At 49.7% G+C, this 13,069-nt stretch carries 11 protein-coding genes; 8 read left to right on the top strand and 3 right to left on the bottom strand.

Annotation, left to right across the window (positions count from 1 at the left end):
- Positions 1-34: 34 nt before the first annotated feature.
- Complete coding sequence (locus tag ACO0LF_RS23915) at positions 35-634, bottom strand: GNAT family N-acetyltransferase (RefSeq protein WP_423018568.1); 600 nt, start codon at positions 632-634, stop codon at positions 35-37.
- A gap of 14 nt (positions 635-648) precedes the next feature.
- Complete coding sequence (tkt, locus tag ACO0LF_RS23910) at positions 649-2,652, bottom strand: transketolase (protein WP_423018566.1); 2,004 nt, start codon at positions 2,650-2,652, stop codon at positions 649-651.
- Positions 2,653-2,846: 194 nt separating this feature from the next.
- Between tkt and ACO0LF_RS23905 the strand changes: the two genes are divergently transcribed.
- The 7 genes from ACO0LF_RS23905 to ACO0LF_RS23875 all read left to right on the top strand — a co-directional run bounded on the left by ACO0LF_RS23905 (position 2,847) and on the right by ACO0LF_RS23875 (position 10,858).
- The gene (locus ACO0LF_RS23905) at positions 2,847-6,200 is read left to right on the top strand and encodes an SNF2-related protein (protein WP_423018564.1); all 3,354 of its coding nucleotides are present in this window, start codon (positions 2,847-2,849) and stop codon (positions 6,198-6,200) included.
- A 10-nt stretch (positions 6,201-6,210) separates the two neighbouring features.
- Positions 6,211-7,446: a polyamine aminopropyltransferase gene (gene speE / locus ACO0LF_RS23900; protein WP_423018562.1), complete on the top strand. Its 1,236-nt coding sequence runs from the start codon at positions 6,211-6,213 to the stop codon at positions 7,444-7,446.
- A 27-nt stretch (positions 7,447-7,473) separates the two neighbouring features.
- Positions 7,474-7,983 carry a hypothetical protein gene (locus tag ACO0LF_RS23895; RefSeq protein ID WP_423018560.1) on the top strand — a complete coding sequence of 170 codons (510 nt, stop codon included), beginning with the start codon at positions 7,474-7,476 and terminating at the stop codon, positions 7,981-7,983.
- On the top strand, positions 7,983-9,116 hold the full coding sequence (locus ACO0LF_RS23890; RefSeq protein ID WP_423018558.1) for a glutathionylspermidine synthase family protein: 1,134 nt from the start codon (positions 7,983-7,985) through the stop codon (positions 9,114-9,116). Before ACO0LF_RS23895 ends, ACO0LF_RS23890 begins: the two co-directional genes overlap by 1 nt.
- 8 nt (positions 9,117-9,124) lie before the next feature.
- Complete coding sequence (locus ACO0LF_RS23885; RefSeq protein ID WP_423018556.1) at positions 9,125-9,532, top strand: DUF350 domain-containing protein; 408 nt, start codon at positions 9,125-9,127, stop codon at positions 9,530-9,532.
- A 36-nt stretch (positions 9,533-9,568) separates the two neighbouring features.
- On the top strand, positions 9,569-10,294 hold the full coding sequence (locus ACO0LF_RS23880; RefSeq protein ID WP_423018554.1) for a 16S rRNA (uracil(1498)-N(3))-methyltransferase: 726 nt from the start codon (positions 9,569-9,571) through the stop codon (positions 10,292-10,294).
- A gap of 138 nt (positions 10,295-10,432) precedes the next feature.
- A complete protein-coding gene (locus ACO0LF_RS23875) occupies positions 10,433-10,858 on the top strand; it encodes a YidB family protein (RefSeq protein ID WP_423018552.1) in 426 nt (141 codons plus the stop codon).
- A gap of 392 nt (positions 10,859-11,250) precedes the next feature.
- On the opposite strand, the gene ACO0LF_RS23870 is transcribed toward ACO0LF_RS23875, so the two are convergent.
- Positions 11,251-12,411, bottom strand: coding sequence for a hypothetical protein (locus ACO0LF_RS23870; RefSeq protein WP_423018550.1), 1,161 nt, complete (start codon positions 12,409-12,411; stop codon positions 11,251-11,253).
- 177 nt (positions 12,412-12,588) lie between these two features.
- Between ACO0LF_RS23870 and ACO0LF_RS23865 the strand changes: the two genes are divergently transcribed.
- Positions 12,589-13,059 (top strand): hypothetical protein, encoded by a 471-nt coding sequence (locus ACO0LF_RS23865; protein ID WP_423018548.1) that lies wholly within the window; start codon positions 12,589-12,591, stop codon positions 13,057-13,059.
- Positions 13,060-13,069: the final 10 nt, after the last annotated feature.

Genomic DNA, 13,069 nt, shown 5'->3' with positions numbered 1-13,069 from the left:
TCCGTGGTGAGCTTTTCGGTCTTCAAAAATACAATCAGTGCAGTGAAGAAGGAGTACGCATGGCATTCACCGATGCCATCAGCACCGACAAATCACTCCAGCCGTAACCCACTTCCATCAAATCCATGCCATCCCAGCTGAATGCCTGCTCTATCAACAGTGCACCGCCCAGCTCTTCATAAAAATTGCGGGCGATATCATTGCCGGAGATGACCCATACCAGCAAACTCTCTGCACCTTGCGCCTGCAGGGTACGAGCTACTTTTTGCAGCATGCGACGGCCTATGCCAGACCGCTGCCAGGCTGGTCGCAGATAAATGGCGGTCAGTTCAGCCTGCATACCCAGCTTAGGCTCAGGCAATATCATACCGGATGCAAAACCGATGATATGGCCTTCGCTTTCCGCCACATACACGCAGATGCGGTCTTCTGCCTGCGACATGGCTTGCAGTATCTGACGCCATTGCAGCATGCTGTCTTCTACGCGCATTTCATCCAGATAATTATCCGGGATCATGCCACGGTAAGTAGCTTGCCAGCTTTCCACGCGCACGGCAGCAATTGCCTCTGCATCGTCTACGGTAGCACGACGCAGGCTGACCTCTTTGATGCTGCTCACAGTAATGTCTGTCAATTCCGTCTTCCAGCTTAAACTAAAGTCGCTTTTACTTTGGCAACGACGTTGTCAACAGTGAAGCCAAAGTATTTGAACAAGACGCCTGCCGGTGCTGACTCACCGAAAGTATCGATACCAACTACTGCGCCTTCCAAACCTACATATTTATACCAGAAGTCGGTGACACCGGCTTCGATGGCGATACGTGGCAAGCCCTTGCCCAATACTGCTGCTTTATAGGCGGCATCCTGACGGTCAAATACATCGGTCGATGGCATGGACACCACGCGTACAGCAATGCCTTGTTGCGCCAGTTCAGCCGCGGATTTAACAGCCAGTTCAATTTCAGAGCCGGTTGCGATCAATACAGCTTTTGCGTCAGCCACGTCTTGCAAGACATAGCCACCGCGCTGGATATCAGCGATTTGCTGGGCGCTACGTTCTTGGTAAGGCAGGTTTTGACGAGAGAAAATCAGGGTCGATGGGCCATCATTGCGTTTGACTGCATGCGCCCAGGCAGCAGCAGATTCCACTGTGTCGCATGGGCGCCAGTTATCCAGGTTAGGGATCAGGCGCATGCTGGAGACGTGCTCAACGGATTGATGGGTAGGACCATCTTCACCCAGGCCGATAGAGTCATGGGTGAATACAAACAGGGTACGGATTTTCATCAGCGCTGCCATACGGATGGCATTGCGGCTGTAATCAGAGAAAGTCAGGAAGGTTGCGCCAAACGGGATATAGCCGCCGTGCAAGGCGATACCATTCATCATCGCGCTCATACCGAATTCGCGCACGCCATAATTGATATGGTTACCTGCCTGGTTGCCACGGACAGCGATGCTTTCTTTCCAGTTGGTCAGGTTGGAACCTGTCAAATCGGCAGAGCCGCCGAGGAATTCTGGCAAGGATGGGGCAAATGCCTGGATCGCGTTCTGGCTAGCCTTGCGGGTAGCGATGTTTTCTTTTTTCTCTACGCAGGATGCAATCGCATTCGCTACCACTTCATCAAAGTTGGCAGGCAAATCACCATTCATGCGGCGCGTCAGCTCAGCCGCTTTTTGCGGGAACTGGGCTGTGTAGGCTGCAAATTGTGTATTCCATTCAGCTTCGGCTTTGGCGCCATCAGCTTTGGCATCCCAGGCGTCATACACGTCTGCCGGTACTTCAAATGGTGGATATTCCCAGCCGATATGGGCGCGTACTGCAGCAATTTCCTTATCACCCAGGGCGGCACCGTGCACATTGTGCGTGCCTTCCATATTTGGTGAGCCCTTGCCGATCACGGTTTTGCAACAGATCAAGGTAGGCTTGTCAGATGTTTTGGCAGCAGCAATCGCGTTAGCCACGGCTTCTGCATTGTGGCCATCAATTGCCGGGATGACATTCCAGCCATAGGCTTCAAAGCGTTTTGGGGTATTGTCTGTGAACCAGCCTTCAACATGACCGTCGATGGAAATGCCATTGTCATCCCAGAAAGCGATCAGTTTATTCAATTGCAGTGTGCCAGCCAGTGAACAGGCTTCATGCGAAATACCTTCCATCAGGCAGCCATCGCCCATGAAGGCGTAGGTGTAATGGTCAACCACTTTCAGGTCACCCTGATTGAATTCAGCTGCCAGCAGTTTTTCAGCCAGTGCCATACCGACTGCGTTGGTAATGCCCTGACCCAGTGGGCCAGTAGTCGTTTCCACACCTGGCGTAATATGCACTTCAGGGTGGCCGGCAGTTTTGGAATGCAGTTGACGGAAATTCTTGATCTCTTCGATAGGCAGGTCATAGCCTGTCAAATGCAGCAAAGAGTAATGCAACATCGAACCATGTCCATTCGACAACACAAAGCGATCGCGATTGATCCATTTAGGATTGGCCGGATTGTGGCGATAAAAGCCTTTCCACAAAGCAACAGCAATATCCGCCATGCCCATAGGCGCGCCTGGGTGGCCAGAATTGGCTTTTTGTACGGCATCCATGGACAAGGCACGAATTGCATTGGCCATTTTGGTGAGTGTTGCTGGCTGAAGAGATGAAATCATGGTGTCAGAAGGTAGTCTTGAGAAAACTGGTCAGTGTTGCGAGCTGGGGACATGAAACTCTCCCCGCGAAAACCCGATATTTTACCAGAGCATGAGGTCCATACTACAATTGCGACTCTTTAGAAGTATAAACAGGCAACAAATTAGACTAATTTCTGTCTTCAACACTTTGCTTTACCAGTAAAAACGCACACATGCCATCAAAAAATCACCGCTTCACCCTGGAAGATTTAGCTGAACAATTCCCCCGCGAAACCTTTATACGCGGCATAAGCTATGCAAATGACAATAAAGTCAAAGGATGGAGTTTTGAAAATGATTTTATTGAGTCTGAAGTACAAGGCAGCGGACGCAATATTTATACTCAGGAAATTGAACTTGTCTTTGATGACCAGGGAAGTCTGGAGGAGGTTCTCGGTGGCTGCAGTTGTCCAGTGGAATACAACTGCAAGCACACGGTTGCCGTTTTGCTTAATATTTTAGATCATCAGCAAAAAAACTCCCCCTCGGGCAAGCCTGCAAACGCGGCCTCTCTCAGCTTCGCCGAGCAAAAATGGTTGCATGAACTGGAATTTGCACAAAATGCCAGGCATGCCGATAGCTATACTGCCCCTGGCAAACAGGAAAAGCCTGATGAAGGTTTTTTGATCTTTACCCTCTCGACGCTGGCAAATGGCAAGGAAGTTCGCCTGATACCAGGCAAGGCCAAACTCAATGCCAAGGGCGAACTGAAATACACCAAATTATCCCAGGCCGTGCGCGACGTGATGCGCACCAGTCATTTCATCCAGGGCGATGACTACGATTTGCTGGCCTTGTTCAATATGAGCACGATGAATTCCTATTATTACTCTTACTACAATCCTAGAGAAAAAATGGGTGCCGTCTTGCTTGAACGCATAGCAAAAGCAGGAAAACTATACTGGCTGAGCACGGAGAATAAGCAAAGTTCCATAAAAAAACTGGAATTTCATGAGCATCAGCATGCCAATCTGGTTTGGCAGGAAGATCAGGACTTTATGCGTCTGCGCTGGCAATTGTCGTCTGAAAACGCCAGCCTGCCTCAAGAATATTATTTACTGCCTACCGATCCGCCCTGGATAGTGACGCCTCAGAGCTGCGGCAAATTGCATGCAGCCACGACTGCTGACCTGGATTTACCTGCCCTGATCAGGCTGGTAGAAGAAGCACCGGCAATTGCGCTGGAGCGTCAAAAAACCCGCATTGCCATGGCACATAAGCTGCTGGAGCTAGGCCTGCAAAACACCATACCCATGCCCGCTGAATTGCAGAAAATCCAGCGCGACGACATCAAGTTGCGCCCCTCGCTGCTCATGGGCAGCCATGAGCGCAATCCATGGGAAACCGTAGACTTTGCCCTGCTGCAGTACTCCTACGATGACGCCCTTATCCCCTTCGACATGCCAGGCGACAGCATCATGCGCCGCAATGGTGACATTGTGGAAAGCATTACCCGCGACAAACGGGCAGAACAGGCCGCTATGCAAACCCTGCTTGACCTGGGATTTTCCCTGGAAGATATCAGTGAGCATAACCTGGGCGATGTACTTGTGCTGGGAGACCAGAACGCCTGGCTGAAATTCACTACCCAGCAATTACCCCTGCTTGATGCGCAAGGCTGGGATTTGCGCCTGATGGATAATTATCGCTACGACCTGGAGGTGGTAGAAGACTGGTATGCCGAAGTTGCAGAAGAAAACCAGCAATCTACCTGGTTTGATCTGGAACTGGGCATCGTCGTCAACCAGACCAAAATTTCCCTGCTGCCCTTGCTGGTTGGCCTGATACGCCAGGCCCCGCAAGATTTTAGTGTGCACCAATTGAACCAGCGTGCTGATGATGAACAAGTCTTGCTGAACCTGTCCGACAACAGCCGGGTCGCCCTGCCCTATGCGCGTATCAAGCCTATTTTGCTGGTCCTGGGTGAATTGTATTTCAATGAACACCAGGGTGATGCGATACGACTCCCCATGCTGGATGCAGCGCGCCTGGCAGAATTAGCAGCCACCACGCAGCTACGCTGGATAGGCGGCGAACGCCAGCAAGTCTTTGGCCAGCGCCTGGCAGAGTTTGGCGGTATCAATAGCATCAGCCCGCCAGTTGGCTTGCAAGCCAGTCTGCGCGATTATCAAAAAGAAGGTGTCGCATGGATGCAGTTTTTGCGTGAATACCAGTTGGCCGGCATCCTGGCAGACGACATGGGTCTGGGCAAAACCATACAAACCCTGACCCATATCCTGATAGAAAAAGAAGCAGGCAGACTGACCCAGCCCGCACTGGTAGTGGCCCCCACCAGCCTGATGGATAACTGGGCCAGCGAAGCTCAACGTTTCACGCCCGGCTTGCGGGTGCTGGTCTTGCAGGGCAAGGACCGCAACAAGCTATTTGAAAAAATCCCTGAAGTTGACTTGGTGTTGACTACCTATCCTTTATTGCCGCGTGATGAAGACAGCTTGCGACAACATCGCTATCATTTATTGATACTCGATGAAGCCCAGTACATCAAGAATGCCCAGGCCAAGGCCAGCCAGACTGCCAGCCTGCTGCAAGCCAATCATCGCCTGTGCCTGACTGGTACACCTTTACAAAATCACCTGGGTGAATTGTGGTCGCAATTTAATTTCCTCATGCCTGGTTTATTGGGAGATCTCAAAAGCTTTACCAGGGATTTCCGCACTCCTATAGAAAAGCTGGGCGATACCCAACGCCACGCCTTGTTGACCCGCCGTATCAAACCTTTCTTGCTAAGGCGTACCAAGGACAAGGTCGCCACTGAATTACCTGCCAAAACCGAGATAGTCCGGCATATAGAACTCAGTGGAGCACAGCGCGACCTGTATGAAACCGTGCGTGTCGCCATGGATAAAAAAGTACGCGATGAAATCGCAAAAAAAGGAGTGGCGCGCAGCCAGATTATTATTCTGGATGCCTTGCTCAAACTGCGCCAGGTCTGTTGCGATCCACGATTAGTCAAAATTACCGGCACTACTACGGGCAAGGGCAAAGCCCCTGCCTCGGCCAAGCTCACTGAACTTATAGAGATGGTAGAAGAATTGCTGTCTGAGGGCCGCAAGATACTGGTCTTTTCACAATTCACCAGCATGCTGGACCTGATTGCCGAAGCCCTGCAAGAAAAAAAGCTCACTTATGCCATGTTGACGGGAGATACCGAACATCGCGGAGAAGTGGTAAGGCGCTTCCAGGAAGGCGATGTTCCTTTATTCCTTATCAGCCTGAAGGCGGGTGGCGTAGGCCTGAACCTGACTGCAGCCGATACCGTCATCCACTATGACCCCTGGTGGAACCCGGCAGCAGAAAACCAGGCAACCGACCGTGCCTGGCGCATAGGGCAGGACAAACCAGTATTCGTCTACCGCCTGATTGCCAAGGGCACGCTGGAAGAAAAGATACAGGAAATGCAGATCAAAAAATCTGACCTGGCACGCGCCATACTCGATCAGGGTGAAATCGCCAGCGCGCAACTGACTGCAGAAGATTTGCAGGGTATTTTCGAACCTTTGAGTTAAAGAAAGTTTTATGGAAGGCTTACACCTGACCGCCGACTGCTTCAATTGTGAAGCAGCGCCAGAATATTTCGTCAGCCCGGAAAGCCTGCGTCTCTGCCTGAGTAAGATCACCGTCGCTGCTGGCCTGACTATCGTTGGGGAAAAATTTCACCCCTTCAGCCATGAAGATGGCAGCCCGGCTGGTGTAACCGGTGCATTGCTGCTGGCAGAATCCCATGTCGCCATCCATACCTGGCCAGAACGTCATGCAGTGACGCTGGATGTGTATGTTTGCAATTTCAATCATGACAATGGTAGCAAAGCCAGGCAGATAGTCGACGCGCTGATTGCGGTATTCAAACCAGGCACTGTCTCGCGCCAGGAATTGCGCAGAGGCGAGCATGGCCCGGCCATGGCCTTTGAAGCCCTGACGGAAGACAGTTTTATGGCCACCCGCATCAATCAGGTGTTGGCACGCCGCAGCAGCCCCATGCAGGACATAGAGATCGCCGATACCACCGATTTTGGCAAGCTCATGCGCATAGACGGTGCCATGATGACTTCAGAAAAAGATGAATTTTTTTATCATGAATGCCTGGTACACCCTGCGGCCATGAGCCATCCAGAACCACGCACCGCCCTCATCATAGGCGGTGGTGATGGTGGCTCTTGCGAAGAATTACTCAAGCACCCCAGCATCAGCAGCATCACCCTGTGTGAAATTGATGTAGAAGTTGTCAAGATGGCGCGTCAGCACCTGGGCAGCATTCATCGCGGTGCGCTGAATGATCCAAAAATACAACACCGCTACGAAGATGGTTTTGCCTATGTTCATCACAGTACAGAACAATTCGACCTGATACTGCTGGACCTGACCGATCCAGTCAGCTCAAACGGCAGTTCACTGGCAGCCACCTGCATGACAGAAGAATTCTTCCGGGCATGCGCACAAAGACTGACTGCGCAAGGCATGCTGGTATTGCATCTGGGCAGCCCCTACTATCACCCGCAACGTTTTGCTGAGACTTTGAAAAAACTCAGCATGGTGTTTCCACAATTGCATCCCTATACGGTCTTCATTCCCCTGTATGGTGCATTGTGGGGCATGGCAATTGCCAGCAAGTGCAGCAATCCATCAACCATAGCACCGTCAACGGTAAATCTTCAGATTAAACACCGTGGTTTGCCATTGCTAAAGTATTACAATGGCGAGGTGCATCAGGCATTATTTGCTTTACCCAATTATGTCAAAGACCTGATGCCCTAATCTCTACATAGGGAAACAGGAGAAATCGTGAGTGCCGGAAAAACCAAACAATATGGCAAACGCAGAGTCAGCCGCACCCTGCCGCTCATGCTGGTGACCAGCGCCGCCCTGACTGCATGCAGCGTCAGCAGCGATACCGCTGATGGCACTGGTAGCAGTGGTAGCCAGGAGCTGACCACCATACGCGATCAATATAAAAGCCTCGAAGACTGCCGCAAGGACTGGGGTGATGGCACTGCTTGTGAAACCGTGGCCTCCAGCACTGACTTGAATGCCGCCAGCATGCCCGCCACCTCTACAGGCAGCAGCTACACAGGCACAAATGGCAGCAATGGCAGTAACTACACTGGCTACTCCCACAGCTTTTTCGGCCCTTATTATTCCCCTGGTTATCGGGACACCGTGCAAAGAAATTTTGGCGTGAGCAACACCGCTAGTGATCATGCCATCAGTCGCAGCACCACCACCAGCAGTCGCAGCGGTATCAGCCGCGGTGGTTTTGGCGGCACGGCGCGTGGTAGCAGTGGGGGCGGTTAATGATACGCAACTCTTTAACACCACGCCAAGGCTGGCAACAGCAGTTTGAATCCCTGGGATTTACTTACCATTCCATCGATGGTCTGTACTGGGATGAACGCTATGCCTATCGTTTTACTGCCGAGCAAGTCGACACCCTCGAGCAAGCCAGCCTGGACTTGCACCAGATGTCGCTGCAGGCGGTGGACCATGTGGTCAAGCAAGGTATGCAGGAAAAATTTGCCATACCTCAGGCTTTCTGGTCACAGGTCGAAGACAGCTGGCGCGCTAAAGAATTCTCCCTGTACGGTCGTTTCGACCTGAGCTGGGACGGCACAGGTGCGCCCAAGATGCTGGAATACAATGCCGACACGCCTACCGGCCTGGTCGAATCCAGTGTCGCCCAATGGTATTGGTTGCAGGATGTATTTCCCGACGCGGACCAGTTCAATTCCCTGCATGAAAAACTCATAGCGCAATGGAAAAAATTTCCTGGCAAGGGTCTGTTGCATTTCGCCTGCGCAGGCGGCAATGAAGAAGATGAAGGCAATCTCTCGTATTTGCGTGACACTGCCATACAGGCAGGCTTTGCCACCAAACAATGCGCCATAGAATCCCTGGGCTGGGATGAAGATGAAGGTATATTCGTCGATGACGCAGACAGCAGGATAGATAATCTGTTCAAGCTCTACCCCTGGGAATGGCTGTGCCGCGAAGATTTTTCCAATCATTTGCTCAAGCGCCCTATGCGCATCATAGAACCTGCCTGGAAGATGATCTTGTCGAACAAGGCCATATTACCGATCTTGTGGGAGCTGTTCCCGAATCACCCCAATCTCTTGCCTGCTTATTTTGACGCCTGGCGCATCAGTGGCAACCATGTAAAAAAACCGCTGTATTCACGCGAGGGGGAAAACATTTCCATCTACGCCAATGGTGAAGTCATGCATACTGGAGGTGACTATGGTGAAGAAGGCTATATCTACCAGGCATATGCGCCGCAGCCCAAATTTGATGATGGCATCACACCTGCTTATACCTCTATCGGTGCCTGGATAGTGGGCGACGAACCTGCAGGCATAGGCATACGCGAAGATGAAACCCTGATCACTAAAAACACCAGCCGTTTCATTCCTCATTATTTTGTCGAATAGGATGCCCCATGAGTGAACAATTAATGACACACGGGTTAGTTGCCTTCTTCAGCCATATTGGTGCTGCCCTGGTCTTGCTGGCGATATTTATAGTCATCTATATCTTCATCACACCTTATCGTGAAATCGCCTTGATACGCGCAGGCAATATGGCGGCCGCTGCCAGCCTGTCTGGTGCAGTGCTGGGTTATTGCACGGCGCTGGCCTCAGCCATTGCCAATAGCATCAGCCTGGTTGATATGTGCTTTTGGGGAGGGATCGCTCTGGCCATACAATTGCTGGCCTTTGGCATCGCCCGTTTGCTGATACCTGGCATCGTCTCGGACATACCAGAAAATAAAATTTCCTCTGGCATCTTCCTTGGTGCTTTGAGCCTGGGTTTAGGTATGCTGAACGCTGCCTGCATGACCTACTGAACAATGAAGTAAAGTTACCGAATATAGAGAATTTGTATGCCACGTTTTTACTGCCCTCTCCCTTTAAGCATAGGGGCCACCATAGCGCTTCCAGATGAAGTCGCGCACCATGTTTTTGTGTTGCGCCAGAATGTAGGCGATAACATTCATATTTTTAATGGCGAAGGTGGCAGTTACGTTGCCACCCTGACTCAGGTCGCCAAGAAAAATGTGACTGCAGAAGTCAAAGTTTTTTTACCAGAAGAGTGTGAACTGCCTTATTCACTGAATCTGGTCCAGGCCTTGCCTGAAGCCTCAAAGATGGACTGGATCATAGAAAAAGCCATGGAGCTCGGTGTCAGCGCCATCCAGCCCTTGGCGGCACAACGCTGTGTCGTCAAACTATCAGCAGAACGTGCCGAGAAAAAACAGGCGCACTGGCAAGGCATCATCGTCGCCGCCGCCGAACAGTGCGGTCGCAATCGCCTCGCCCACCTGGCACCACTGATGAATTTTAACCAGTGGCTGGGACAGCAAGACATGCATCAAAGAATATTGCTGACACCACGCGCAGAACAATCACTGGCTGACTGGTCACGCCACCATCCGGCACAAGCTGTCAGCCTCATGGTCGGTCCTGAAGGTGGTTATTCCGACGAAGAAGAAAACCTGGCCATCAAACATGGCGTACTGGCATTAGGGATGGGCCCGCGCATCTTGCGTACCGAGACTGCTGGCCTGGCTGCCATCGCCATACTCAATGCCGCCTGGGGTGGCATGTAAGCATATGTGTATGCTGTCCTGCCACCAGGCAAGATTTCACTGGCCGTAAAACATTGTCAAATTTCATAGAGAATTCACAATTCCTGTCGATACCCGGATTTACACTTGCGGTAGTTTATCAATTCAAAAAGGAAGATCATGGGCTTACTCGATAGCGCTTTAAGCATGCTGAGTAGTACGAATCAAAATGATGGCGGCAAGGCCGCGTTGATGCAGGCTGTAGTTGGCATGCTGGGAGATAAACAGCCAGGTGGCGTGGGCGGTTTGCAATCACTGATCAGTGCCTTTCATCAGGCTGGCCTGGCTGACATCGTACAATCCTGGGTAAGCTCAGGACAAAATATGCCCGTCTCTGCGACACAAATCCAGCAAGTCCTGGGCGGTGGACAGCTACAGCAACTGGCGGATGCAGCCGGTATTTCCCATGAAGGTGCGGCCAGCCATCTGGCTGATTTTTTGCCCGGCATCATCGACCACCTGACACCTCACGGACAAGTACCAGAAGCTGGCAACATCAACCCGTCAGCGGTACTGCAACAGTTTTCTTCTTTGTTTGGGAAGTAATCATCTGCTGCGTGCCATAAGCAAAAACGGCGACGAAGCTTAAGAGTTTCGTCGCCGTTTTTCAAATAATCCGAGTTTGTACGCACTACTTTTCCGAAGCTATCTTTTGCATTTCCAATATCGCATCCCGATAGCCTAATTCTGCTGCTTCCTTTATCAAGCTAAGTGCTTGCTCCGTATCCTGGTCTACACCCCCAACCACTTTACTGCATCCAACCCTAATTATATTTCGCGGTACATTTCGCATTATTATTGCACCTGCCTGCTGCGATCGCATACAAAACAACCGCACATTCACAGTCCTTCGCCATACTATCCAGACTGATACTACATTACAAGACTGTTTTATATTGCTGTAGCATTCTCATATCCTCCATCACCTGAACTGAAACTCACATGGATTTAGTGAAAATACCCGATTTTCCTACAAAGAAATACCAAGACTTTCCAAGATCAAGCTTATAAACCCTGTAACTGAAATATTCGTTTATTTCATAGGCAGAATCATTAACGCTGTCTTCTTCATATGTTTTACTCACTTTTATCTGAGTATCCCGTAAATCTACCGTTGACCCATATTTACAACTATCAGCATGCGTCCAGCCTATATTGTCTTTGTCGGTTTTCAGAATTCTGCGGACTCGATGAACCTCTTGCGAGTGACTAAATTTAAATCTGGAATGAAGACAATCAATGTTTTCACCTGCCAATTTATCTACCGTGTACCAATCACTATGCCTTGAAAATAGCTGATTCCCAGTAAGCACTAAATTATCAAACGGCAATTCCCCATCATGGTACTCAAGTAGCCAAACCTCACTGGCCTCATGTACAGTAATGTTCAAGACTGGGATATATTCAGGGCTATGCCAATATCCAAAAGTTGATAGCAACTTATCGCCAACCCGAATTTTCTCAATTGCCACTAATCCACTGTCTGTATGCACCAGCGTACCAGCAACAAAACCACTGCCATATCGATTTACATCTTCAAGCTTCTTTTCTGTCTGCAAAAATCTGGGATCAGGCTCACTTTGCGGGTTCTTGCGTCGACCACCACAAACAACACACCCATTTTTATGCAAATAAACTTGGTCTTCTGGGCACTTTAGAAATTCTTTGGGTTCCTGATTATCGTTGTATGCCCAAATTATTTCTTGATCCAAATTGGCATGTTCAGGTAAAAAAGCCTGAATAAGCAAACCAAACCTGCTAAACGCGATCTTCAAGTCATTGTAGTATCTTCCATTGCTTGTATTTTTTGTGGTCACATCATTGATAGCTGCCGCTATCACCGACAATAGAAAGGTTTTATCTTCTTCTATATTTGCCATCCTCCAGGGCAAGGCACTGATATCAAAATCAATATGCCTCCCCCAAACTTTCATATCGTGTGAAGCAAACCAAACTGCAAACATGCACTCTTGATCAGTTTGCGCCAGCTTTGAGGCCAGCCTTGATAAAAAAATGATAAACTCATTCGGCTCATACCAATGCTCCCAATACGCTGGCAACAAGTCTGGTCTTGCCCTGTAGCGATAAACCGTACTCAATCTGGCCTTCCTTTATTCGAACTTGCGAATAACTAAAATGAACCTTGCATGTTTTAAGAAAAATGACAATCGGTGTACATTAACTTGTACTCACTGTCTATTTTTTTATAGCCGCATGTAAAATTTTTCAATTCGTTATTATTCATATTCTAAAAAATGGTTCGCGCAAAAACTTACTTGACCCCTGAAGAGCAGTGGGAAAAAACTGTTTTATATGTCAAAAAAAACAAACTCAACAAAGCCTCAGACTGGCAACACTGGTTAAGATCATACGAATACCTCAACAGGAATTATCGGCGACTTAATGATAAAATGCTCAAAGAGTTGTGGATGAATTCGCAATTGGACAGCAACTTGACAATTAACGAGACATGCGGCCAACTCGCGATAGTGGTGCGTCCACACCGTTTTTTTCTTGTTGGCGACATTTTGTTTGCAGATGGCGGCATTGGAGGGCAAAATGATCGTATAGTGGCTGTATCTGGCGTATCCTCCAAGGGTATAAAGTTAAATCGCTTTTACACCAGATTCAGCGATCTTTACCCAAAAGGTATTGTGGAATACCGACATGTGCCCGGTGATCTCATTGGCTGCCAGTGGGATGACCAGTCCCTTTGTCGATTCGTCGATACTTTACGCGTACGGTAGGGCGTAGCCG

This window comes from Undibacterium sp. Di27W (assembly GCF_049340345.1).
GTDB lineage: Bacteria > Pseudomonadota > Gammaproteobacteria > Burkholderiales > Burkholderiaceae_D > Undibacterium.
This window is presented reverse-complemented; position numbering and strand designations above follow the sequence as displayed.

Bases quoted from the DNA above. Each gene is read 5' to 3' on its own strand.
- tkt (WP_423018566.1), bottom strand. From the start codon at position 2,652: ATGATTTCATCTCTTCAGCCAGCAACACTCACCAAAATGGCCAATGCA.
- ACO0LF_RS23905 (WP_423018564.1), top strand. From the start codon at position 2,847: ATGCCATCAAAAAATCACCGCTTCACCCTGGAAGATTTAGCTGAACAA.
- speE (WP_423018562.1), top strand. From the start codon at position 6,211: ATGGAAGGCTTACACCTGACCGCCGACTGCTTCAATTGTGAAGCAGCG.
- ACO0LF_RS23890 (WP_423018558.1), top strand. From the start codon at position 7,983: ATGATACGCAACTCTTTAACACCACGCCAAGGCTGGCAACAGCAGTTT.
- ACO0LF_RS23885 (WP_423018556.1), top strand. From the start codon at position 9,125: ATGAGTGAACAATTAATGACACACGGGTTAGTTGCCTTCTTCAGCCAT.
- ACO0LF_RS23880 (WP_423018554.1), top strand. From the start codon at position 9,569: ATGCCACGTTTTTACTGCCCTCTCCCTTTAAGCATAGGGGCCACCATA.
- ACO0LF_RS23875 (WP_423018552.1), top strand. From the start codon at position 10,433: ATGGGCTTACTCGATAGCGCTTTAAGCATGCTGAGTAGTACGAATCAA.